The organism is Botrimarina mediterranea, assembly GCF_007753265.1.
In the GTDB taxonomy this organism is placed as follows: Bacteria; Planctomycetota; Planctomycetia; order Pirellulales; family Lacipirellulaceae; genus Botrimarina; species Botrimarina mediterranea.
Window position 1 is genome coordinate 689456 of the sequence record NZ_CP036349.1, and the last position, 23864, is coordinate 713319.

Here is a 23864-nt window from a genome sequence, read left to right on the forward strand (position 1 = left end):
CGCTCCGCCCGCGACGCCTATGACTTCTCAGCCCGACGACCCGATGGGCAGCGAACCCGCGGCACACGACCCGCGGGAGCGGCGAGCCCAGTGCGAACGGGTGGTGCTGGGCTACCTCAATTTCTCGTCCGGAGCGAGCGACGGGGCGTTCCTGGCGGCCCTCAACGAGCTGTTCGCCCTGGAGGAGACCGTCGCCGGGGGGGCTAACCCGCCCTCGGTGGACCGCGTCCTATCGGCCCTCTCGCATCGCCTGGAGGCCCTTCGAGCGGAGGGAAAGGCCTTTGCCGACGCCGAGCAGGCCCTGGGCGTTCTACGGCTTACAGGGCAATTCAGGCAGGCCTACGGCCGCTTCCACGCCGACGTCCTCTGGGGGCGGGAAGACCACGAGTTGTGGCGCCCGTTCTTCTTGGGGCGGGTCTTCGAGGCGGTTCTCTCCTCGGGACCCCCGTGGGACGAGGCGGCCCTCAACGCGGCCCGCGACAGGCTCGACGACTTCATCGGCTACCGGCCGATCGCTGTGCTGGAGACCGACCAGAAGATCGAGCCCTACCGCCACGAGTGGATCCGCCCGATCCCGCTCTACATCGCTTCGGCGGGGGCGGCTCACGGCAGGCGGCACGACCTGATCGTCCGCACGCTCAAGATCCTCCGTGAGACTGACGAGGGGATCCTCCGCGCCGCGTACTTCGACCCGGCCCTGCTCGACGAGCTGGCGCTCGACCCGCGGGCGTACGACTTCGACCACCCGGCGCACAAGCGGCCCAATCACCACTTCGGGCTCTGGGACCCCAACCATATCGACGGCAGCGGCAACTACCGGCGCTTCGTCTTACAGCCCGTGGTGCTCGACGCGCTGTGCGAACGCGTCGAGCAAGACGCCAGCGACCGCACCGATGGCAGCTTCACGCGCGACGAGCTGCTCGATGAAGCGGCGGCGGTCCTCGCCGGGACGATCCTGATGGCCTCGGGCGTCAGCGGTTCGGGCCCGACGGCCCACAGCGGCGACGAGACGCTCGGCACCCTGTTGCCGCAGATCGCCGCGTACCGCGATCGCTTTTACGCCGAGCTGCTCGCCCGCGTCGATGGCCACCATGGCGAGCGCCTGCGACGCGAAGCGGAGCGGCTGCACCAGCCCTTCGCCGGTGCGCGACAGCACCTCAACCAGTCGATCGCCCGCCGCCGCGCCGAGCAGCTGCAGCGCGTACGGCTCGCGCGGGTCTACGCCCGCATGGGCGCGGCGAACGCGGCGCTCGAACAAGCGAACGAGGTGCGGGTCGCCTCGTCGCGGATCCTCTGCAAGATCTACTGCAAACTCACGGCGGGCCACCAAGCGCTCGACGCCCACGACCTCGCGGTCGCCGCGGAGCTGACGCCCGAGATCGAAGACCTGCTGGAGCGTGGCATCGAGTGCGGCGCGCTCGTTGATCCGTGGAACGTCGTCGGCTTCGGCGGCAACTACAGCCTGTTCCCGTCGATCGAGAACACGATCCACGACTACCGCGTCGATGACCTGATCCAGGTCGTCGAACAGTTGCTCGGCCTCTGCGCGCGGGCGTGGAGCGAAGCGGCGGCGATCGATGATTCGGAGTACGAGCGGTTCTTCTCGACGACGCTCGAGCGGATCGCCATCTGGTGGGACCAGTTCGCCACGCCGATGGTGAGTGGCGTGCGACGACTGCTCGCAAAAGAGGTCGAGGTCTCGACGAACCTCGTCGCCGGCGCCCTCAACGCCTGGCACAAGGCCGGAGCCGCCGCGGGGGACATCAACTTCTGGGCGATGTTCGTCGATCAGTTCGACTCGCCAAAGGCGTTTCAGCAGGTCGTCGAAGCGCTGCTCGAGAAAGGCGACCTCGTGGCGTCGATGGCGCTGCTGATGCGGTGGGTCTGCCAGGTGGACCTGACGCCGCTCGACGACGGCGACGCGTCGTTCCACCCGCTCGCCGAGCGTTGGCTGCGGCTCGTCGAGAAAAAGGGCGAGGAGACCGGCGAGGATCAGTGGCCGCTGGTGGCGAAATTCTTCGATCACCTCGAGGCCAACGCCGAAGAGCTGTGGGAGGCGCCGAAGTTCGAGCTCGGCCTGCACAGCGACGACGATGACGATTTGCTCGACGAGCTCTTCGACGACGACGAGGACGAGCTGTTTGGCTTCGGCGACGACGACTCGGAGTTCGACGACGAAGACGAGTTCGACGACGAAGGAGAGGACGAGGGGGGCATCTTCGACTCGCTTTATGAGGAGATGCCGTTCCAAGACAGCACCGACGATGGGATCGATAGCGCGATCTTCGAGCCCGGTGGCGACGACACGCGGCTGGAGTTCGAGGAAGAGGCCGAGCGGCTCGAAGGGCGCCTGGCGTTCCTCAACACGGTGTCGAGGCTGTGGAAGCACGCCGCCGTTGTGTGGGGTGTCCGCAGCGGGAAGGCGGACGACCGCGCCGAGACAATCGCCAGTTGGCGCCGCATGGCGGTGCAGCGCGGCGCGCAGCTGACCCAGCTCCTGGAGCAGGTCCATACGCACCACCTGCCGCAGCCGATGGGTGACCACGAGTCGATGGTCGAGTACGACCGGTTGCGGACCATCCGCGACGCGATCGTCGAGGGTGTGATCACCACCTGTGTCGAAGCCGCCGACGCAGCCCGGCTGCTCCGCGCCGCGACGGGCGCGATGGCCGTCGACGACAGCGCCGCCGCGCCCGACACGCCGAAGGCCGTCGGCGCCGCGGTCGGCATCCTGCGCGCGGTGTTGCTCGCCGACCCCGACGGCGTCCGCAATCACTGGCCGCCGCTCCGCACGGCGCTCGCCGCCGAAGAACTGCTCTACATCCCCATCAGTCGCGGCGGCGATCCGCGGAAGATCGTCCGCGCGCGGGCTTTGCACCGACTTGTTAGCGATTTGCTGACGTGGATGCCGCGGCTCGGCCTGATCGAAGAGACGACCGACCTGCTCGAGGTCGCGCAGAAGATGGAGACCGACCACCCGGTCGGTCGCGGCGCGGTGACGGAGTACGACCGGCTGTTCGAGGCGGGCTACGCGTCGATCGTGCGTTGTCTGGTCGCCTCGAGCGAGACGTGGCGTATCGCCGAGCAATCGGGCGAAGCGGCCGACGTCATGCTCGTCGAGTCGCTGCAAGACCTCACCGAGGCCGAGCTGGGGCGTTGGCTCTCGCACAGCAAGACGGTGCGGCTGAGCGTCGTCGAACGCCTCGCCGACCCGCGCGAGTGGGAACGCTTTGTCCGCTTCGTCGAACAGTACGGCGAGGACCTGTTCACGCAGCGTTTCCTGACGCTCAGCAACCTGCGGGCGATCCTGCACCAGAAGGTCGGCGTCTGGCTCGACAACCTGCGAGAAGACCCGCCCGACGACGCGCCGAAGCTTCTCGAAGCGATCGACGTCGCGATCCCACGCGACGAGGCGATCCGCCACCTGACGGTCGCCATCGAGGCGGTCGTCGAGAACTACGCCGTCTACCGCGACTACAACGCGACGACCACGCAGTCGGACCGTGGCGAGATGCTCCACGCCCTGGTGGACTTCCTGCGGCTGAAGAACGCCTACGACCGCGTGGCGTGGAACTTGAAACCGGTGGCGCTCGCCCACCGCATCCTGGTGGAGAGCGGCCGCTCGACCGCCGCGGCGCTGTGGCGCCGCGCCGTTGAAGAGCGCACGCGCGAAGCGGCCGACAATCACCAGAAGGGCTTGGAGCAACTCGCGCAGCGCTACGGCATGCGACTGCCGACGGTGTCGCAGCGGCTCGCCGAGCGGTTTGTCCGCCCGCTGACGATCGACCTTTTGCGGTCGCTGGTGGGCCCCGCGATGGGCGCCGATGAGGACGTCGATCCGAGTGAGGCGTTCGCCGCCCTGGAGATCGAAGTCGAGATGCTGCTCGCCGAAGCGGGCGGCGCGGGGCTCGACCTTCCGGACTGGGTCGAGACGCTCGAAGAAGAAGCCGACGTGCAGCAGCGCCTGGTGCGCCGCGGCGACGACCCGCTCGACGACCCGCTGCGCCGCGTCGAGCAGGTAAGGCTGTCGTGGGAAGAGACGCAGGAGCAGTTGGGGTCGGATGAGGAGTGACGTCGTCCCCTGCGACGGGTCTCAGCCGTCGGCGGCAGCCCACGGCGGAATCCTGGTGCCCGCCGCGCCGTGGGCTGCCGCCAACGGCTGAGAGTCATCTGCAATTTGCGGGTAGCAAATCGGTCTTGCTGCGGGATTGGTGGTTGCGGGACTCTATCGGCTCCACGGAACTCAATGGAGCCCTCGCATGTCGCCCCGTCTCTTGTTGCTAGCAGCGCTGTTGGCGCCTTCGCTTGGGTTGGCCGAGACCGCTACGTTCGGTCGGCGGCAGTCGGTGGTGGGCGACGCCGTGGAGCAATCGGTGCGGCTGGAGATGAAGCTCGACACGACGATGCGGCAGGGCACGCAGGTCATTGATCAGGACTCGAGTGAGGTCGAGCGCGTGCAGCGCCGACTTGTGACCGCGTCGAGCACGCGCGAGGGCCGCGTCGTCGGCGCCGCGGTGCGGTTCTTTGAGGCGACGAGCACTCACAACGGTGAGTCGGCTGCGGATATCGTCGCCGGCAAGACGTATCACTGCGAGCGTGGCGAGAACGACAAGCTGTCGGTCCTCACCGAGAAGGGGACAATGCCCACGTTGGAAGAGTACGCCTTGGTGGTCCGGGCGATGGAAACGCTCGGCACGGCGAGCCCGCTGGCGGAGTTCCTCGCCGGCAAGACGATCGCCGTTGGCGAGAAGCTCGATATCCCCGCCGAGCTCGCCCAACGAGCGTTGGGGTTCGATAAGCAGTTCGGGACCGTCGACAAGTTCACGCTCACGCTCGAAGAGTTGCGCGACGTGGAGGGCCTTCGCGTCGCGCGGTTCGCGGCGGATGTCGAGGCGTCCGCGACCGGCTCGGGGCAGATGGGGCTGTTTGTCGAGGGCGTCTTCGAGATCGAAGAACCGACCTGCCGGATGGTGAGCGCCGACCTGACCGGCCCGATCGCGCTGAGCGGCCAGCAAGGCGTCGGCGTCACGGCGCATCAAGTCGATAGCCGCGGTCGGATGCGGATGCGACTCGCCGCGCGCTATCGCGACGCGACGCGGTAGCGACCGTGAGCCGTCGGCGCTATAGCGTACTTCATGTTGCCGTAGCGTCTCGCGCAGAGACGCGGATGCGCAGAGGGTAGACAGCGAAGATTCACGCAAAGGCGCCAAGCCGCAAAGAACGTGTTGCTGTTTGATCGTTTGCGGCTGCGCTCATTTCTCAACGACTTCGTCTTTGCGCCTTCGCGGCTTTGCGTGAGTCTTGAAGGCATCCAGCTCTGCGTCTCTGCGCGAGACTTCTCCACGTTGCTCCGTGGATCAGAGCTAGGCTAGAAACGCTACGGCCAAGTGAAGCACGCTCTAGCCGTGGGTGACGTTACAACCGGGGTTACCCGCGGCTAGCGCCGACGGCTCACAGGGCGCTTCGCCACTAATCGGGCAGCGCGGTTTGGATCGCTTCGGATTGATACAGCGGCAGGTAGCGGTAGTAGACCTCGAGGGTCATCGTCGCCAACGCCGTGGCGTACAACCTACCGCCGCGGTCGTTGTGGGGACCCTCGATCCACCAGCTGCCCCGTTCGTGGCCGCGGGTCGCTTGTTGCTCGACGAGTTGGTCGCGCACCTTCTCGTTCCACTCACGCCACACGGGGCCGACGCCGCCGGTGTGATGGAAGATCGTCTGCGCGGCGTAGTAGTTGTGATAGAAGTTGCCGGAGCGGGGGCCTTCCTTCGCCAGCCGCTCGACGCCGCGCGCGAGGCGGTCGTCGTCGTGGTCCCAGCCGAGGTACATGCGGCACAACAGACCGACCGCGGTGAGCGTCGGCGTGCCGTTGTAAGGGGGCGGCTCGGCGCCGTCGACGGGTTCGGGCGCGGCGAGGTAGCCATAGCGTGAGCCGTTGTCGGTGCTGGCCGAGTCGAGGAACTGGCTTGCACGGCTGGCGATCCGTGGCGGCGTTTGGAAGCCGGCGAGCATGCCGCTCTTCAACGCCATGATCTGCCAGCCGGTGACCGAGGTGTCGCCCGCTTCTTGTGGTCGGTAACGCCAGCCCCCGCCGGCCGGGTCTTGGGCGTACGCCAAGTAAGCCAACGCCGCTTGCGCCGGCGCGCGGAGCTCGGGGTCCTTGGTGAGGCCGTACGCCTCGCAAAGCACGATCGCACAGATGCCGTGGGCGTACATCCTGCCGCTATCGGCCCAGGTGAGGCCGGGGTTGTCTTCGTCGAGCTTGCCGAGCCGCACCAGCGCGCTCAGGCCGTTGCGGATGACGCGGCGGTAGCGGCCGCGCTTGTGGGTCTCGCCAGCTCCGAGGAACGGCAGCAAGGCGAGCCCCGTGGCGCTGGTGAGCGAGTCGTTGAACGGGTCCTTGCCGGGAACCTTCGCGGGATGGTCGCAACGCCCACGGCACTCGCCGGCGGTGTGGATGAGGCTCCACGTGCCGTCGGGGTTCTGGTGATCGGCGAGCCACTTGAGGCCGCGGGCGACGGCCGCCTCGCTGGCGGGTGATCCCCCCTTGGCGGCCACGAGCGCGGCGCGGCCGGCGTCCGATCGGCCGTCGGTCCCCGTGCCGGGCACCACGGCGAAGCTCGTATCGGTGGGCATCGAAATCGACGAGCTCGCCAACAGCGACGACAAGTCCACCGCTGGCTGCGGAGCGGTGGTCATTTCGGGCGTCGGCGCGGCGAGGGGCGGCGCGGCGGCGTTCTCGAGCGGTTGCGACAGGTCCTCGGACGCCAGCTCGAATGACGCGTCGTCGAGGTCGAGCGACTCGTCGAGCACCTCGGCCGGCGGCGGCTCGCCGAGTAGCGTGAACGTCGTCGAGAGCGGTAGCGGCGGCATCGTCGAGACCGCCAGCAGCAGGCAGACCAGGGCGTGGGCCGCGAAACTGATCATCCAGCCGTACGCTTCCCGTCCGTCGCCGGGTGAAGTCTCGGCGTGCGATGGCGGTTCCAGCGGGGGAGGGGCGATCGCCGACCTGTCGAGGAGTTCGGGGGGCGGCACGGCGGGGGTGGGGACGTTTTCGGACACGGCTCGCCGGTTTCGCGGCAAGCCAGCGGCGCCGCGAACGAAGGAGGGTCAGAGAAGTGCGGAGCGGCGGCGGTCGAGAGCCGTCGCTACGTCTTTAGGCTACGGCGCCGGCGCCGAATTCGCCACGTTGGCGCGCGGGCGTTGGCGGCGCAATGTTCTCCGATTTAGCCACCGATGGCGGTATAATCGGGGCTGTCGGAAAAGCGATCGGACTCAAACCGACCAGGCAAAGAGAGAGAGGCGTCCCCAGGATGAGCGTCGCGTCATTATCGCCGAGCGGTCTGCCGCGATGGGTGCGTGCCGCGTTGCTGCTCGCGGCCCTGCTGCTCCCTGTAAGGGGGCGAGCGGCGGCAGAAGCCGAGCCCGCCGAGGTCCCGCCGGCGGCGGGAGAGGTCGAGGAAGAGGGGGCCGATGGCGAAGCGAAGGCCGACCCGAGGCAGGTCGCCCTGGTGCGGCTGCGGCTGCCGATCACTGGCAACGACGACACGGTGTACCAGGCGCGGCTGCAACGCGCCATCGAGAAGCTCGGGAAGGCCCCCGCTGGCGTAGGGGACCGACGGCCGTTGTTGGTGCTCGAGTTCGCCCCGACCCCCGAAGGGGGCGCGACGGAGTTCGAGCGGGCGCTGCGGCTGGCGCGGTTCCTGGTCAGCGATGAGATGGCGCGGGTGAAGACGCTGGCGTACCTCCCCGATTCGATCGAGGGGCACGCGGTGCTGGTGGCGCTGGCGTGTGAAGAGATCGCGATGGCGCCCGAGGCGCAGGTCGGCCGCGCCGGCGCCGATGAGGACGCCGCCCGCCCGCTGGAGCCGGGCATCCGCGCCTCGTACGAGCAGATTGCCGAGGCCCGCCGCACGGCGCCGCCGGCGGTGGTTCTAGCGATGGTCGATCGGGCCGCCGAGCTGGTGCGATTGGAGACCGATCGCGGCGTCGAGTTCGCGTTGGGCGCAGACCTCGAAGCGCTGCGTGAAGAGCGGGCCGTGGTCAGCGAAGACGTGCTCGCCCCCCCGGGGACGCTGGCCGTCTTCACCGGCCGCGAGGCGCGCGAGGAGGGGATCGCCAAGTACCTGGTCGCCGATCGTGAATCGCTGGCGCGGGCCCTTTCGGTGCCAAGCGAGTCGCTCAACGAAGACCAATCGATCGCCGGCGAATGGCGCCCGGTAATGGTCGATCTGTCGGGGCCGGTGAACCAGCGACTGGTGCGCCGGATCGAGACGCTGATCGGTGACGAGCTGGAACGCACCAACGTGAACTGGGTTGGCGTCCGGATCGATTCGACCGGCGGCGACTTGCCCGCGGCGCTGCGGCTCGCGCAGACGCTGGCGGACCTGGGCGACGGGGAGGTCCGCACCGTCGCCTACGTCCCCAAACGGGCCGAAGGGCCGGCGGCGCTGGTGGCGCTGGCGTGCGATCAGCTGGTGATGCAGGAGGGCGCCGTGCTGCGGGGCGCCGAGCCGATCGCCGGCGATGCCGAGGAGAACCCGGGCAGGCTCGATCCCAACCTCCAGAAGGAACTCGAAGGGCTCCTCGCCGACCCGCAGGCGGAGATCGACGCCGCCCGCACGACGGTGCGGGAGACCCTAGCGCCCGCCACGGCGCGAACCTGGTCGCTGCTGGCGGCGGCGTTCGACGGCAGCATCGAACTCGCCCGTTACACCAATCGCGAGACGGGCGCCCAGCGGGTCTTTAGCCCCGAGGAACTCGAGGAGCAGCCCGCCGCGGCCGAGTGGCGCAAGGGCGAGGAGGTGAAGGCCGCCGGCGTCGCCCTCGACATCCCCGCCGAAAGGGCGGTCGATTCGGGCATCGCCTGGCAGACCGTCGAGCAGTTCGACGACCTGCAAGCCTTGTACGGGCTTACCGAGCCGCCGCGCACTTCGGAACCGAATTGGGCGCTCGAGCTTGTCGAAGCGCTCGCGTCGCCCGGGCTGGCGGCGCTGCTGCTGGTGATCGGCATCGTCGGCATCTACATCGAGTTGCACTCGCCGGGCGTCGGCATCGGTGGTTTCGTAGCGACCGTCGCGCTGCTGCTGTTCTTCTGGAGCAAGTTCCTTGATGGCACGGCCGACTGGCTCGAGGTGCTGCTGTTCGTGACGGGTATGGTGTTCGTGCTGCTGGAGCTGCTGGTGCTGCCGGGGCTGGGCATTTTTGGCGTCGGCGGGTCGCTGTTGATCATCGCGTCGATCGTGCTGGCGAGTCAGACCTTCATCCTGCCGCAGACCGAAGCGCAGCTCTACGAACTACGCAACTCATTGGCGACGGTCGCCGGGGCGGGCTTCGCGTTCTTGATCCTGGCGGGAGTGCTGCGCCAGTACCTGCCGCAATCGGCCCTGTTCCGCCGGGCGACTCTGGGGCCGCTCGAGGAGGCGGACCGCATCGAGCAGGACCGCCGCGAACAGCTGGCCGACTACGAGCACCTGCTGGGCCACCGCGGCGTCGCGACCACCAACCTGTTGCCAACGGGCCGCGTGGAGATCGACGGCGAGCTGGTCGATGTCGTTACGCGCGGCGAGTTCGTCGAACGCGGCGACGCCGTCGAGGTCGTCGAAACGCACGCGAACCGAGTCGTCGTCCGCCGCGTCCAGGGGTAAGCTGAAAGGAGGGACGCGGGACGAGGGGCTAGGGACGAGGGAAGCGCAAGCGAACCATGGTCTTTTCCCTCTCCCTCCTAACCTTCGTTAATGTTTGCCCACTCCTGCTCTCAAGCCTGTTGCCTCAAGCCTCACCCACTCTGAATTGAACGCCCTCGACGGAATCTCGATCGCTGTGCTGCTGACGCTCGTTGGCAGTTTGCTCGTTATTGCCGAGGTGTTCTTTCCCTCGGGCGGGCTGTTGGGCTTCTTGTCGGCGGCGTGCTTTATCGGGGCGATCTACAGCGCTTACACGTCGGGCGGCTGGTTCTACGGGCTTTCGTTTGCCGCGGCGGAGGTGGTGCTGACGCCGGTCTTGCTCTACTTCGCGTTTACGTACTTGCCCAGCACGCCGCTGGGCAAGGTCCTGGTGGGCGCTGCGCCGACCGAACAAGAAGTGCTCCCCGAGGGCGACCGTCGGACTTTGGTGGGCCGCGTTGGCGTCGCGCGGTCGAAGATGCTGCCGGCGGGGTCGATCGAGATCGACGGCCAGATGCTCGACGCGGTCAGCCAGGGCCAAGCGATCGATCCGGGCGAGTACGTCAAAGTCGTCGAGGCGAGCCGCACGCGGTTGGTGGTCCGCCGGGCCCCCGCCGCCGAACGCCCCGACCCCACACGTTCGACCGGCAGCGGCGACTTGCTCTCACGGCCGGCCGGCGAACTGGGCCTCGACGACTTCGACTTCGACGAGAAGTCGCCGCAGGCTTGAGTGCTATCAAGCCATCGATTGCGGGGGACTTGCCGTAACGACTTCCCTGCCGATGCCGTAGTTGGCTCTCTCGCCTGGGGCGTGGGTGAGCATCCAGGTGAAGGTCTTGTAGGCGCCGTCCTTGCACCGCATCCGAACGTCCAGATCAACTACAGGCTCGCGTACCAGAGCGCGGCGGGCGGCGCGTGTGGCTGTGGGGATGTCGTCGGGGTGGACGAAGTTGTGGAAAGGCTGGCCGATGATTTCTTCCGCCTCCCATCCAAGCCGTTCCTTCCAAGCGGGATTCACCTGGGCGGCGCGTCCCCGTTCGTCCGAGATGACAAACAGGTTCGGCGATAGGGTGAAGAAGCGTGCCCGGGCGGAGTGGGCGCGGCGTCGTTCGCTCTGCTCATCGAGCGGCCGACCGAGGGCGTAGAGGGTCTGCTCGCCGGGGACGCGGGACAGTGTCCAGTTGGTGAGGTGTGTCTTGCCCCGTTTCGTAATGACGCGGCAGACAATGTCTTGCGCCGATCCGCCATCACGGACCGAATCGACGTGATGCTGCACGGCGGGCTTGTCCTCGGGGTGAACGCACCCCAGCCCCTCAGCGCCAAGCATCGTGTCTTCATCCGTCTCCAGGAAATCGAGGAGCGCTTGGTTCAACTGCTCGATGCGGAAGTGCTCATCGTAGATGACGCACAAGTCATGCGACAACGAGAAGAACCGCGAGCGCTCGTCGGTGAGCCGGCGGCGTTCGCTCTCTTCGTCGACGGGGCGCCCGACCGAGTAGATCATAGGGTCGCCGGGGATGGTCGAGAGCGTGAAACGCCCCGCGCGGTAGACGCCGTCCTTCCCTGCGAAGCGCAGCACCGCCTCTCCCTGGGACTCACCGCGCTGGGCTTTGTTGTATCGCCGCGAAACCAGCGGCATGTCGTCGGGGTGGAGACGTTGGGAGAAGTGCTCACCGAGGGGGAGGTCGTTGTCTGAGTAGCCAAAGAACTTCGCGTACGCCGGGTTCACCTGCTGGATGTATCCCTGGTGGTCCATCGCGCTGAAGATGTCGTGCGAGAGCGCGTAGAAGCGGGCCTGCCGATCGAACTCTTGGCGTTTCCGCAGCCGTTCGGTGACCCAATGACGGATCGCCTCGCTCAGTTCGCTCGCCGTTGCGTAACGGTCTTCCTTTTGTTTCGCGAGGCCCTTGAGGCAGATCGCTTCGAGGTCGTCGGGCGTGCTCGGATGCAAAGCGCTGGGACGCACCGGGGGCTGCGTCTCGACGCGGTGCATCACCTCGTTCGCCGTCTCGCCGGTGAATGGCGGGCGTGAGGTGAGGATCTCGTACAGCACCGCCGAGAGCCCGTAGACGTCGGTGCGCTCGTCGATCAAGGACTGCTCGCCCCGCGCCTGTTCGGGCGACATGAACCCGGGCGTGCCCAGGCGTTCGCCCTCGATGGTCTTGTGCGGCTCGGTCGATTCACGATGCAGAGCGACGCTCCCTTCCTTGTCGTCGATCGATTTGGCGAGGCCCCAGTCGATGACGGTGACTTCGCCGAATTCGCCAAGGACGACGTTTTCTCCCTTGAGGTCGCGATGGATGATGCCCTTGGAATGGGCGTAGGCGATCGTGTCGCAGACCGTGAGGAACTGCTCGATCAGCGGGAAGAGCCTTTCGAACGCGTCGGCCTCGTCGTGCTTCTCACGTTCGGCGTGGGCCTGCTGGATCGCCTCGGTGAGGGTCCGGCCCGAGTAGAACCGCATCGTGTAGTAGCAGCGGCCGCCCTCTTCGCGGTACTCGTAGACCGGCGCCGTGCCGGGATGCGACAGCTGCGCGGCGACGCGGGCTTCTCGCAAGAACCGCTCGCGGTGGCGCTTCGAGCCGCGTAGCTCGGGCAGTAACTCTTTGAGCGCCACCTCACGGCCGAGCACCGTGTCTTGGGCGAGCCAGACCTGGCCGATGCCGCCGTGCGAGTGCAGGTGCAACAGCCGCAGTCGATCGTTCGACAGCGGCGTGAGTGACATGGCCTCGTTGAGGTCGAGCCCGTGCGGGTCACGGCTGGAGATCGTTTCAGCGGCGACGCGGTGGCGCGGAGCGGCCTTGGCGGCGAGCAGAGTCTTCACGGAATTACGGGCGGCTTCGTCGATCCATCCCTGCTCAACCATGAGGTCGGCGAGGGGTTTGCCACCGCGGGAAGACCACAGCACACAGGCGTCGGCGAGTTGCTGGGCCGTAACCAGCCCCGCTTGAAGGGCTAGGGCGCCGAACATCAGATTCGCGTCGGCCAGCGTTTCTTCCGGGCCATCGGCGCCGGGCAGCGTGACCGAGAGGCCGGCGGCGCCGCGGAGCTTTTGCAAGAACGGGTCGGGCTTGGCCGTCACCTCTTCAAGACGTCGGGCGCATTCGTCGCAGGCCTCAATGTGAGATTCGAGGCGATTGGCCGCTTCGACGGGCAAGACGCCCTGAACCCACGAAACCAGCGTCGCATCATCGGGATGGACGCCGCGCGCTACGCCGGGCTCTTCGTTCGTGGTCATTCGTCTCAGGCGGTCATACGTCGATCAGCCCGGCTCCGAGTTCCTTCAGCGCACGGAGCACCCGGTGCTGCGCGACCCGCGCAGCGCCGATGCTCATGCCGAGGTCCTTGGAGACCTCCTCCACGTCTTCCTGGCCGATCGCCAAGCGGCGGAAGGCGGCCAAGCTCTTTGCTGAGAATCTACCATTCAATAAGGCGAGCAAGCGGTTGAGCACGAACCGATCGTGGTCGGCGTCCCAGACATGCGTCAGTCGGCTGGCGTCATCCTCGAGTTGCTCGGCCAGGACCCCGATGTCGGCGCCGGCTTCTTCGCCCGAGCTACGCCCGCGCTTCTGCCATAACCTGCGCATTCGGTTCGCTGTGATTCTACGCAACCAATTGCGGAACGCCCCGGGACGGCCGTTGTGGTCGAAGTTGGCGATTTCCTGGACGACGGTCTTCATGACCTCCTGGCGGATGTCGTCGGCGTCGGCGTCGGTGATGGCTTGCTGACGGAGCCAGGCCAGAATCAGGGCGTCGTAGACGGCGGCAAACTCATCCCACGAGTCGCCAGCTTGCGTCTGGCGAACCCTGTCGAGAAGCGTGATTCGGGTCGCCTCGCCCATGGGACGCCCAGGAAAATTAGGAAAATGGTGCTGTCGCCAATTCTTCCAAGCTGTTTCCGCTCAACAACTTACGCGAAAAAGACCCGCTTGTCTCCTAAAATCTTTCGGCTAGGCGTAATGCGGGGACCCGCTGAATTGCTTACTTCTAGGACGGATAACCACAGGGTTACATCCGGCGTCGATGCCCGACGGATCGGGCGCCGTCGTTATTGCCCCCCGAAAGGAGGGCTCAAAAGAAGGCGAACAGAGCAATGTCTGACATTACCACTTTTACCGCTGGCGCCGAGAGCAACTCTTCCCGGGCCACCATTTACATCGTCGAAAGCCATCCGCATGTCCGCGACTCGGTCGCCGATCTGGTCACCCAGCGCGGCTACCGCTGCCAGACTTTCGCCTCGGCGGAAGACTTCCTAGCCGCCGGCGCGATGCCACGGCCGGGCGTGCTGGTCCTCGACTACAACGTGCCGGGCGTCAACGGCCGTGACGTGCAGGACCGCCTCGCCGGTCAGCACGAGCCGATGCCGATCATCGTGACAATCGGTCAGGCCGATGTCCCCGCGGCGATCCAGTTTATGGAGCGTTGCGCCGTGACGGTGCTGGAGAAGCCCTACCAAGCCGACGACCTGATCACCGCGATCGATAGGGCCGTCGAGCACGATCAGCTCCACGTCCGGATCCGCCGGCGTTTCGAGCAGATCAGCGTCGCCGTCTCGCAGCTATCGACGCGCGAGAAGACGGTGCTCCAGGCAATCGTCGAGGGGCAGCTCAACAAAGCGATCGCACGCTCGCTTGACGTGTCGGTCCGGACGATCGAAGGCGACCGCGCCAAGATCGTCGAGAAGTTCTCCGCCGAGACAACCGGCGAAGTGGTCGGCTTGTACGCCCAGTACAATCTGCTCACGGAGTTGGGATACCTGCGAGGCAAGTCGGCGCGCGTGTGCTGCTAAGACGGAAGTCGGCGATGTCCCCGCGTCGTGTTCGGCCGGGGCTTCGCCGCTATGGCGTCGGCGTAGCCCGAGCCAATTGAGATCATTGCGCCGCACTCGCTGCTGAGCCTTGCTCGGGTCGCAGCCGCCGAAATCAAATGCTCCCGTGGGAACTTCGCCCGAGGCGTCGCCGTCGTATTCGACGTGCTTGCTTGACGCCCCGCAATTCATTGGCGAGTTTCGATTGGACGTTCGATTCGCGTATCTGCGTGACCGACTCTTGGACCTCGACCGCCTGTTGCGCGGCGAGATGACCCGGCCCGAGGCCCTCTCGGAAAAAAGCCTGAACGTCTCGGCGCGGGGGCTCGCCGCCGTCGCCGCGCTCCTGGCGATGTTCTACGGCGCGTGCATGGGCTCGTTCTCACTCTTGAAGACGCAGCCACCGGGGCTTAACGATCCGTTGGGCCCCGTCTTGCAGGTGGCGGCGTCGACTCTGAAGACTCCGGCGCTGTTCTTGTTGACGCTTGTCGTAACGCTCCCATCGCTCTACGTCGCCAACGCGCTGATCGGGTCGCGGCTGACGTTGTTGGGGATGACCCGTCTGCTCACCGCGTCTATCGCCGTCAACTTAGCGGTGCTCGCGTCGCTGGGTACGATTGTGCTGTTCTTCTCACTGACGACGACGAGTTATCCGTTCGTCGTGTTGCTGAACGTCGCCGCGTTTGGCGTCGCCGGCGTGCTGGGGTTGGCGTTCTTGCTGCAGACCCTGCACCGAGTGTTGACGCCGGCGCCTTCTCACGGGGTGATCCTGACCGAAGACGACTCGGCGTCGGAACACAACGATGAAGACGACGAAGCCACGCCTAGCGCGCTGGAGATGCCCACGGGGCAAGTTGTCGGGGACCACACACGGCTAGTCTTCCGCTGCTGGGTCGTGTTGTTCTCGCTTGTCGGCGCCCAGATGGGTTGGGTGCTGCGCCCGTTCATCGGCAACCCCGAGCAGCCGTTCGCCTTTTTCCGAGGGCGTGAATCCAATTTCTTTGCCTCCGTGCTGGGAGCGTTGCGAGAGTTGCTGTTCGGTGGTTGAGAAATCGGCCGAGCGGGATGTCGGTCCGTGGTCTTGCAACCATTCCTTGCTGGTAGCCTCTGTTGAAGCCTGCCCCCTCACTGTTGCAAACTGCCGACACGGTGCTGCGTGGCGAGGCGATGGCGCCCGACCGCGGCGTTCGGTTGGTGGAACGGCTCGCTTGCGTCGTGGTGTTCGGGGGTCTTTACGGCGCCGCCATGGGGCTTTACCGCGCCTCCAACTCATTGCCGCAATGGGAGGTCCAGCTTGTCTTCTCGGCGATCAAAGCCCCGCTGCTGATCCTCGGGGCGTTCGCGGTCAGCCTGCCGACTTTCTTCGTGTTGAGCACGCTGCTCGGATTGCGGCGTGACTTCAGCCGAGCCGCCCACGCCCTGGTTACAGCACAAGCCGCAGTGGCGGTGACGCTCGCTTCACTAGCGCCCTTGACGGTGCTTCTCTACGTCTCGTCGCAGGACTACCGGACGGCGTTGTTGTTCAACGGCGCCGCGTTCGCAGTCGCCAGTGTGGCGGGGCAGTTCGTGCTGCGTCGCAACCTGCGGCCGCTGATCGCGCGCGACAGGCGGCACCGACTCTTGATGCGGTGGTGGGCGATTGCGTACGTCTTCGTCGCCGTCCAGTTAGCTTGGTTATTGCGGCCGTTCATCGGCTCAGCCGCACTAGAGGTGCAGTTCCTCCGACCGGAGGCGTGGGACAACGCCTACGTCGTCGTGGCCAGACTCGTGTGGAAGGCCCTACTCGGTTGGTAGCGGCTTTCCAAAGAGCTGTCGCGATCAGGCCGTGGCGCTGGGGCCCGCCATCGCCTTCTTGATGAGGCCGCCGATGATCGTCAGCAGCGCGCCGGCGCCAGCGCCAACGCCGGCTTCGGCGCCGTAGCCAGCATTGGCGAGCAGTTCTTGAATCTGCGGGATCAGTTGCGCTAACTGAGCGCCGCCAGCGCCGCCGATCGCACCGAGCACCGTCGCCAGAATCTTGTCCACCGGCAACTTCTTGAGCACCGCCCCGATGACGTTGCCACCCGCCGCGCCGCTCACCAACTGGATGATCAGAGAGATGATCGCAGGACTCATCGTGGTCGCCTCGCCCAAATGAGAAGAGAAGGGCGGCGTCGAGACATCGCGACGCGTGTCTCCGCCGCTAGCAGCGCAGGATAGTTCCCCCGACCCGTGGGGGGGAAGAAAAACTTCGCTGAAGGGGAGCCAAATCTGGGAGGAACTGCTGCTGGCCGCAGGTTTTGGCGTCGGCATTCCACATACTTGTCCGGTTTGCTATCAGGCATCTCTCCCTGCTCGCCTGCCGCGAGACCGCCCGTGTTTATCCATGTGCTCTTGCTGACCGCCCTCCTAGCGTGTGTGGCTCCGCGCGCCTGGGGTGACGACACGAGCGGCGTGGCTTGGGCGGGCTGGCTCGATGAAGCCGAGGTTTGGCAGGCAGCCGACAACCTCGCCACCCAGGAGCCGGCACGACTGCCTCCGACCGAGCCCGCCGCCGGGCTGCGGGTGCTTGAACCGGCGGCGAGGCCGATCTTCGAGCGGACGCCGCGCGACACGGCGAGCTCGGGCCGTGTTGTGCGCTACGAGGCGGCGATTGGCGATCGCGCGACGCACGACCTCTTCGCGGCCCACGGCATCCGTGGCGAGTTGATCGCCGTCCCGATCAAGGCCGGCGCTCAGGCGGACTCGAAAGTCGACAAGTACTCGGCGCGCGTCGCGGCGTTCTTCGTTGGCGACGAGGCGACCCCTGGACCCGACGAGGCGATGGTCGTGCGCTACGACGTGCCGGTCGAAGAGATCGGCTTGCACACGCAGCTCGCCCCGCTCGGCGGCGAGATCATCGAGCCCGGCGCCCTGCGCCTGCCGGAGGTGCGGTTCTTCCAGCCGAAGGCCCGGATCTATTCGGACCTCAAGCGGAACAACGACAGCGAGTTCGACATGTTCGACGACGGCGCGCTCTTGGCGTCGCTCGACGTGGTGGAGTTCTACTTCCCAATGCCACTCATCACCGAGCGTTTCGCCCGCGCGATGGGCCGACCGAGCCACCTCAGCGGCCTCGGCTGGCGACTGGGAGGCACCGTGGGCCTGGGCATCACGACGGCCGTATCGAGCAACGACAATGCGTCCAGCGCGCCGATCTCCACGCTCTCGGCCGGCATCCGCTACGACTTCCCCCTGGGTCGCCCGTCGGCGGAAGTGCTGGCGACGCGCGACTGTCGCCTCGACGAGCGCACGCGCGTCGGCATCGAAGGGGGCGTCCAGGGCGGGCTCTCGACCGACGAGGACCTTGAGGACTCGACGGACTTGGGGGTTTACCTGGGGATACTCGTGAACACGCCGTGGTGACGCCAGCCCCAGCCTAGCGGGTAGGGTGGGTTGCAACCCACCGAGAGCTGGCGTCCGCTTCGCGATGGGTCACGACCCACCCTACCGACTACCAATTCGCAACTTAGCGCGGCAAGGAACTCTTGAGCAACTCTGCCAGCGTTAGTGCAAATCCCGGCAGCAGGGGTGACTCGTACGACACTTCCGCGCCAATCACCTGCACATCATCGCCGCGGAAGACCGTGAGCTCGCGCGTGAAGCGGTCGATTACCCAGTACTCTTGCACGCCCGCGGCGGCGTACTCGGCTCGCTTATCGACGTAATCGCGGCGGCGATCGCGGCTCGACTCCGAAACGAACTCAATCGCGATCGATGGAACATCGCTGTCGGGATCAAACGCGGCGCCATGACCGACCCAGATCGCCCGGTCGGCACGCCTCCGATTCTCTCCGCAACGGATTTCTTGCTCCGGTGCAGTGCCATTGAGACAACTGCCCGACGGATGTTGCTCCTGGTATCGATACAGCAGATGGCCCAAGTAATCGTTGGGAGAACGTTCACCAAAGCCGGGAGGAGGGGCCACAATTAGGACTCCGTTGACGAGTTCGTAGCGGTAGTCGGGCTCCCAATCCTCAACGGCGTCATACTCCGCGGGTGTCAGTAGCATGCCATTGCACTCGGGGCCGAGCGCGGGCGGCGGGGCGGCGAGGTCGGCAAGGGTCATGGCAACAGTCCCCGAGAAAGGTCAGACCTCTCTATTCTCGCCCGGAATGGCCGCTGGGTCAAAGCGAACCTAGAAGTTCGTGTGCCACAATAGAGGACAGAGCCGGGTTGCGTTAGCTCCCGGAGTTAGCGTTGGTCGGCGCTTCGACTCCGGGAGCTTACGCAACCCGGCTCCTTTTCAATGATCATGCTTGAACTCAGGCGTCTTGACTCGCTTCGCTTTCAACGGTGGCACAGCGCCTCAGAATCAAATGCCAAATGACACCACTTGCTACGGCGATCAGTACGACGAAGGCGCCCCGGACGGGTTGTTCGGCGTAGAATGCCACACCGTCATGCTTAAAGAAGTCCCAGATTGCATACCCCATATCGAGCACGCAAAACGCGAACACCAAGGCCGTGGCTACGCGTAGAGCAATAGGGCGCATACCTTCGACTTACTCCTCATCCTGCCGCAAACTCGCCAGCACGCTGTAATCCTCCAGCGTGCTCGTGTCGCCGACCGCTTCTTTACCGGCGGCGATGTCGCGCAGGAGGCGGCGCATGATCTTGCCGCTGCGGGTCTTGGGGAGCGTGTTGGTGAAGCGGATGTCGTCGGGTTGGGCTAGCGCGCCGATCTCTTTGCGGACGTGCTTCTTGAGTTCGTCTCGTAGCTCGTCGCTTGGTGGGGCGTTCTTGAGCGTCACGAAGACGGCGACCGCCTCGCCCTTGAGCTCGTGCGGCCTGCCGACGGCGGCGGCCTCGGCGACGGCGGGGTGCGAGACCAGAGCGGACTCGATCTCGATCGTTGAGAGCCGGTGGCCCGAGACGTTCAGCACGTCGTCGATACGGCCCATGATCCAGTAGTAGCCGTCCTTGTCACAACGCGCGTTGTCGCCGGCGAGGTACTTGCCGGGGACCTTCGACCAGTAGACTTCCTGATAACGCTCCGGGTCGTTCCAGATGCCGCGGAGCATGCCGGGCCAGGGGTGGGCGATGGTGAGCATTCCGCCCTGGTCGGGGCCGCACTCGTCGCCCACCTCGTCGATGATCTTTGGGATGACGCCCGGCAGCGGCTTGGTGCAGCTCCCCGGCTTGGTGGCGATGGCGCCGGGCAGCGGCGACATCATGATGCCGCCCGTCTCGGTCTGCCACCACGTATCGACGATCGGGCAACGCTCGCCGCCGATCTTGCGGTGGTACCACATCCACGCCTCGGGATTGATCCCTTCGCCGACCGAACCGAGCACACGCAATGAGCTCAGGTCGTGCTTGTCGACGTAGTCGTCACCCCACTTGATGAACGCGCGGATCGCGGTGGGCGCCGTGTAGAAGAGCGTGACGTTGTACTTGTCGATGATCTCCCAGAAGCGGTCTTTGTCTGGGTAGTCGGGCGCGCCCTCGTAGAGGACGCACGTCGCGCCGGCGGCGAGGGGGCCGTAGGTGACGTAGCTGTGGCCGGTGATCCAGCCGCAGTCGGCGGTGCACCAGTAAACGTCTCCTTCGCGGTGGTCGAAGACCCACTCGAAGGTCTTCTTCGACCACAGCGTGTAACCAGCGGTCGTGTGAAGAATGCCCTTCGGTTTGCCGGTCGATCCCGATGTGTAGAGGATGAACAGCGGCGCCTCGCTGTCCATCGGTTCGGCGGGGCAGTCGTCCGAGGCGTTGCGCGTCAGCTCTCGCCACCAGTAGTCGCGTCCGGGCGTCCAGTGGACGGCTTCGTTGACGCGGTCGAGCACGATGCAGTGCTTGACGGTCGGGCTCTTCTTGAGCGCCTCATCAACGGTCTGCTTGAGTGGAAGCACTTTGCCGCGGCGCCAGGCGGCGTCGGCGGTGATGATGGCGACGGCGCCGGCGTCGTTGTTACGGTCGGCGATCGCCTCGGCGCTGAAGCCGCCGAAGATCACCGAGTGGACCGCCCCGATCCGCGCGCAGCCGAGCATCGCGATCACAAGCTCGGGAACCATCGGCATGTAGATCGAGACGCGGTCCCCCTTCTGAATGCCTAGGCTCTTCAGCGCGTTGGCGAATTTGCAGACGTGCTTGTGAAGCTGCACGTAACTGATGCGGCGGGTGTCGCCGGGCTCGCCTTCCCAGAGCAACGCGATGCGGTCGCCGTTGCCCTCGGCGATGTGCTTGTCGAGGCAGTTGTACGACGCGTTGGTTTTGCCGCCGACAAACCACTCGGCCACTTGAGGCTGGCTCTGCGGCTCGTCCCAGCGGAGCGTCTCGGTGAAAGGCTCGAACCAGTGCAGCTCTTCACGGCCCACCTTTTCCCAGAAGGCGACGGGGTCGGCGGCGACTTCGTTCCAGAGGGCCTCGTAGTCGGCGAGCGACGGAATCCGCGCCTTCGCGGAGAACTCCGCCGAGGGGGGGAACAGGCGGTCCTCGTGCATCACCGTATCGATCGCGCCCAAACGTGCCGCGTCAGCCATCGCCGCTTCTCCGAGAGATAAGGGGGAAAGGAGAGAGAGCGAGTCTATCCGCGGGGGAGGGTTAGTTCCAACCACGGGGCGCAATTGGGAGAAGGAGATGCGGGGATGGCGGGGTGCTGGGGATAGTCGCGTTGGCTGTTCGGGCCGGCGGTGCGAGGCGGGCCACCAAGCGAGGGGATGGTGGGGATGGAGCCATCAAGGGGCGAACCGGGGCGGCTAGTCATTAGCTTCCTCAAAAATAGAACGGCCGGTGGAGGCAATCGCCTCCACCGGCCGTTCTATTTCTTTATCTTTCTGAGATCAGGCGAATTGGTGGAAGTGGTCAGCAGCCCGACCCCGCCATCCCCAATATCTCCCCGTTCTACGTATCTCCTTTCCTGCAATCGACTCACCACAGTGGTCAGAGCAGGTAGCCCTCTTCTTCGTGGTCGGCCAGGTCGAGGCCGCGGCGTTCGCCTTCTTCGTCGATGCGGAGGCCGGTGATCGCCTTCACCACTTGGAGGATCACGAAGGTGCCGACAATGCTGAACAGCCACGTCACGGCCGTTGCGCAGAGCTGGCCTCCGAGCACCGACTCGCCGTACGAGCCGGCTTCGATCAGGCCCAGCGGCTTGCCCTCGCCGATGTCCCACGCCGCGCGGGTCGCGAAGACACCCGTCAAAACTGCGCCGAGCGTGCCGCCGACGCCGTGAACGCCGAAGGCGTCGAGCGCGTCGTCGTAGCCGAACTTGTTCTTGAGCGTCACGGCATACGCACAGAGGAGGCCAGCCGCGGCGCCCATGATGAGACCCGACATGGGCGAGACGAAGCCCGCTGCGGGCGTCACGCACACGAGCCCGGCGACCGCGCCCGACGCGGCGCCGAGGACGCTCGGTTTGCCGCGGGTGAGCCACTCGTAAGCGGCCCAAGCGAGCACGCCGGCCGCGGCGCCGAAGTGCGTGACGACGAAGGCGCTACTGGCGAGGTGGTCCGAGGCCAGCTCGCTGCCGGCGTTGAAGCCGAACCAGCCGACCCACAGCATGCCGGCGCCGATCGCGGTGTAGGTTAGGTTGTGGGGACGCATGTCCTCGAGTCCGAATCCCTTGCGCCGGCCGAGGAGCATCGCACACACGAGAGCCGAGACGCCCGAGCTGATGTGGACGACCGTGCCGCCGGCAAAGTCGAGGGCGCCGTTGCCCCACGAGTGCTCGCCGCCGTACGCAAGAATGCCGCCGTCCCACACCCAGTGGCAGAGCGGGCAGTAGATGAGCGTCCCCCAGAGGATGCTGAAGAGGACCATCGCCGAGAACTTCATCCGCTCGGCGAAGGCGCCGCAGATCAGCGCGGGGGTGATGATGAAGAACATCCCCTGGAAGACCATGTGGGTCAGCGTGGGGATTTTCACTTCGCCACCAAACATCGGCTCGATTGCGGCGCCCGCTTCGGCGTCCCACGTGCGGGCGACGCCGTTCATGAACAGGTACTCGCCGTTGCCGATGTAGGGGCCGTCGCCGCCAAAAGCGAGTGAGTAGCCGTACAGGGCCCAGAGGACCGTCATCAGACCCATCAGGAAGATGCACTGCATCAGGATGCTGAGGATGTTCTTCCGCCGCACGAGGCCGCCGTAGAACATGGCCAAGCCCGGGACGGTCATAAACAGGACCAGGGCGGCCGAAGTGAGCATCCAGGCGTTGTGCCCGGCGAGCTGGGCGGCGGCGACGCCTTCGGCGAGTTCTTCGACCGTGGGGGGCGCCGTGGCCTCCTCTTGGGCGAGGGCGGGGCCCGCCAGGATCGCCAGCGAGGCGAGGATTCCGAGTCCCAATAGGGTCAAACGCGGTAGGGCCAAACGCGGTCCCCGAGCCATCCAAGCCTTTACTTGGGCCATTTTTTCGCCGCCTAGCTGAGTTGTAAGGGTTAGTAACCCGCGGGCCGTTTAAGGACCGACCCCGGTCCGCCTGTTGGGTCGCTATCTTGGGCGGCGCCGGCGAGAGTTGCAACAGACCCGCCCGCCAAACTGCCGATGTATTTGGGTCTTCCCCGCCCGCCCCGGAGCCGGTATCCTGCGGGGCTCGCGAAACTCTCTAGTTTGACAGAGGGGCCGCGACGGCCAATACCGCCCGGCCCTGGAGCCGCAAAATGCCCAAGCAAAAGACCCACAAAGCAACCAAGAAGCGGTTCCGTCTGACCGCTTCCGGCAAGGCGAAGCACCGCCACGCCGGCACGAGCCACCTTGCGGCCCGCATGAGCCAAAAGCGGAAGCGCAACCTGCGTGGCACGACGACCACGACCGACAGCCACTCGAAGAAGATCGCCGAAGTGCTGGCCGGAAATAGCTACTGACGAGGGGCTGAGGGGCTAAGGGATTTTTCCCTAACCCCTCAGCCCCTTAGCCCCTCAGATCCTCACCCACGTCACCCAGCAAGCCGGGCGTAAAAACAGCGGACTGATCTCCGCGGCCTGGGCTGTGCACAATCCGGAGTCCCCACGATGCGGACAACCAACGCACCAGCGCGTCACAAGCGTAAGAAGCGGATTTTCAAGGCGGCTAAGGGCAACGTCGGCGCCCGCGGCAATTGCCTCCGCACAGCGTCCGAGACCGTCGTTCGGTCGGGCGCTTACTCGTACCGCGACCGTAAGGTCCGCGCCCGCGAGTTTCGCCGCCTCTGGATCACGCGTCTGAACGCGGCCTGCCGGATGCGCGGCCGCCGCTACAGCGAGTTCATCGCCGCCCTCCACGAAGTGGGCATCGGCCTGGATCGCAAGAGCCTCTCCGAGATGGCCATCAACGACGCCGCCGCGTTCGACGTCGTGTTCGCCCAGTGCGAGACGGTCATGAAGAAGAAGGACGACGATCGCAAGGCCCGCGAGGCCAAGGAAAAGCAGGCCCGCGAAGCGGCTGCGGTCTGAGCGATT

Annotated in this window: 17 protein-coding genes; 10 read left to right on the plus strand and 7 right to left on the minus strand. The window is 66.1% G+C overall.

What is annotated here, in order from left to right; all coding sequences use genetic code 11:
• The first annotated feature begins 19 nt into the window (after positions 1-19).
• Together Spa11_RS22720 and Spa11_RS02755 are read left to right on the plus strand one after the other, a co-directional pair.
• Positions 20-4072: a hypothetical protein gene (locus Spa11_RS22720; RefSeq protein ID WP_197529688.1), complete on the plus strand. Its 4053-nt coding sequence runs from the start codon at positions 20-22 to the stop codon at positions 4070-4072.
• Positions 4073-4259: 187 nt separating this feature from the next.
• On the plus strand, positions 4260-5102 hold the full coding sequence (locus Spa11_RS02755; protein WP_145107057.1) for a hypothetical protein: 843 nt from the start codon (positions 4260-4262) through the stop codon (positions 5100-5102).
• A gap of 367 nt (positions 5103-5469) precedes the next feature.
• On the opposite strand, the gene Spa11_RS02760 is transcribed toward Spa11_RS02755, so the two are convergent.
• Positions 5470-7062, minus strand: a complete 1593-nt coding sequence (locus Spa11_RS02760; RefSeq protein WP_145107061.1) for a prenyltransferase/squalene oxidase repeat-containing protein — start codon at positions 7060-7062, stop codon at positions 5470-5472.
• Positions 7063-7313: 251 nt separating this feature from the next.
• Here Spa11_RS02760 and Spa11_RS02765 point away from each other — a divergent pair, with 251 nt between their 5' ends.
• Together Spa11_RS02765 and Spa11_RS02770 are read left to right on the plus strand one after the other, a co-directional pair.
• Positions 7314-9647 (plus strand): NfeD family protein, encoded by a 2334-nt coding sequence (locus Spa11_RS02765; protein ID WP_145107066.1) that lies wholly within the window; start codon positions 7314-7316, stop codon positions 9645-9647.
• 145 nt (positions 9648-9792) lie between these two features.
• A complete protein-coding gene (locus Spa11_RS02770) occupies positions 9793-10395 on the plus strand; it encodes an NfeD family protein (protein WP_197529689.1) in 603 nt (200 codons plus the stop codon).
• 6 nt (positions 10396-10401) lie between these two features.
• On the opposite strand, the gene Spa11_RS02775 is transcribed toward Spa11_RS02770, so the two are convergent.
• Together Spa11_RS02775 and Spa11_RS02780 are read right to left on the minus strand one after the other, a co-directional pair.
• Positions 10402-12903, minus strand: a complete 2502-nt coding sequence (locus Spa11_RS02775; protein ID WP_145107079.1) for a protein kinase domain-containing protein — start codon at positions 12901-12903, stop codon at positions 10402-10404.
• A 13-nt stretch (positions 12904-12916) separates the two neighbouring features.
• Entirely contained in the window at positions 12917-13507 is a 591-nt protein-coding gene (locus tag Spa11_RS02780) for a sigma-70 family RNA polymerase sigma factor (protein WP_145107082.1), read from the minus strand.
• Positions 13508-13758: 251 nt separating this feature from the next.
• Between Spa11_RS02780 and Spa11_RS02785 the strand changes: the two genes are divergently transcribed.
• The 3 genes from Spa11_RS02785 (at position 13759) to Spa11_RS02795 (ending at position 16266) form a co-directional block, all read left to right on the plus strand.
• The gene (locus Spa11_RS02785; protein ID WP_145107087.1) at positions 13759-14454 is read left to right on the plus strand and encodes a response regulator transcription factor; all 696 of its coding nucleotides are present in this window, start codon (positions 13759-13761) and stop codon (positions 14452-14454) included.
• A 223-nt stretch (positions 14455-14677) separates the two neighbouring features.
• Positions 14678-15520 (plus strand): hypothetical protein, encoded by an 843-nt coding sequence (locus tag Spa11_RS02790; protein ID WP_231933129.1) that lies wholly within the window; start codon positions 14678-14680, stop codon positions 15518-15520.
• Positions 15521-15582: 62 nt separating this feature from the next.
• Positions 15583-16266: a hypothetical protein gene (locus tag Spa11_RS02795; RefSeq protein ID WP_145107093.1), complete on the plus strand. Its 684-nt coding sequence runs from the start codon at positions 15583-15585 to the stop codon at positions 16264-16266.
• A gap of 24 nt (positions 16267-16290) precedes the next feature.
• Here Spa11_RS02795 and Spa11_RS02800 read toward each other — a convergent pair whose 3' ends face one another.
• The gene (locus tag Spa11_RS02800; RefSeq protein WP_145107098.1) at positions 16291-16587 is read right to left on the minus strand and encodes a hypothetical protein; all 297 of its coding nucleotides are present in this window, start codon (positions 16585-16587) and stop codon (positions 16291-16293) included.
• A gap of 240 nt (positions 16588-16827) precedes the next feature.
• Between Spa11_RS02800 and Spa11_RS02805 the strand changes: the two genes are divergently transcribed.
• Positions 16828-17856 (plus strand): hypothetical protein, encoded by a 1029-nt coding sequence (locus Spa11_RS02805; protein ID WP_145107101.1) that lies wholly within the window; start codon positions 16828-16830, stop codon positions 17854-17856.
• A 103-nt stretch (positions 17857-17959) separates the two neighbouring features.
• Here the strand turns inward: Spa11_RS02805 and Spa11_RS02810 are convergent, their stop codons facing one another.
• From Spa11_RS02810 to Spa11_RS02820, 3 genes are all read right to left on the minus strand, one after another.
• On the minus strand, positions 17960-18559 hold the full coding sequence (locus Spa11_RS02810) for a Uma2 family endonuclease (RefSeq protein ID WP_145107104.1): 600 nt from the start codon (positions 18557-18559) through the stop codon (positions 17960-17962).
• A 436-nt stretch (positions 18560-18995) separates the two neighbouring features.
• Positions 18996-20972 carry an acetate--CoA ligase gene (gene acs / locus Spa11_RS02815; RefSeq protein ID WP_145107107.1) on the minus strand — a complete coding sequence of 659 codons (1977 nt, stop codon included), beginning with the start codon at positions 20970-20972 and terminating at the stop codon, positions 18996-18998.
• Between the two features lie 400 nt (positions 20973-21372).
• Positions 21373-22773 (minus strand): ammonium transporter, encoded by a 1401-nt coding sequence (locus Spa11_RS02820; RefSeq protein WP_391503302.1) that lies wholly within the window; start codon positions 22771-22773, stop codon positions 21373-21375.
• Positions 22774-23087: 314 nt separating this feature from the next.
• Here Spa11_RS02820 and rpmI point away from each other — a divergent pair, with 314 nt between their 5' ends.
• Both rpmI and rplT read left to right on the plus strand, forming a co-directional pair.
• Complete coding sequence (rpmI, locus tag Spa11_RS02825) at positions 23088-23291, plus strand: 50S ribosomal protein L35 (RefSeq protein ID WP_145107114.1); 204 nt, start codon at positions 23088-23090, stop codon at positions 23289-23291.
• A gap of 147 nt (positions 23292-23438) precedes the next feature.
• A complete protein-coding gene (rplT, locus tag Spa11_RS02830) occupies positions 23439-23858 on the plus strand; it encodes a 50S ribosomal protein L20 (protein WP_145107118.1) in 420 nt (139 codons plus the stop codon).
• Positions 23859-23864 lie beyond the last annotated feature (6 nt).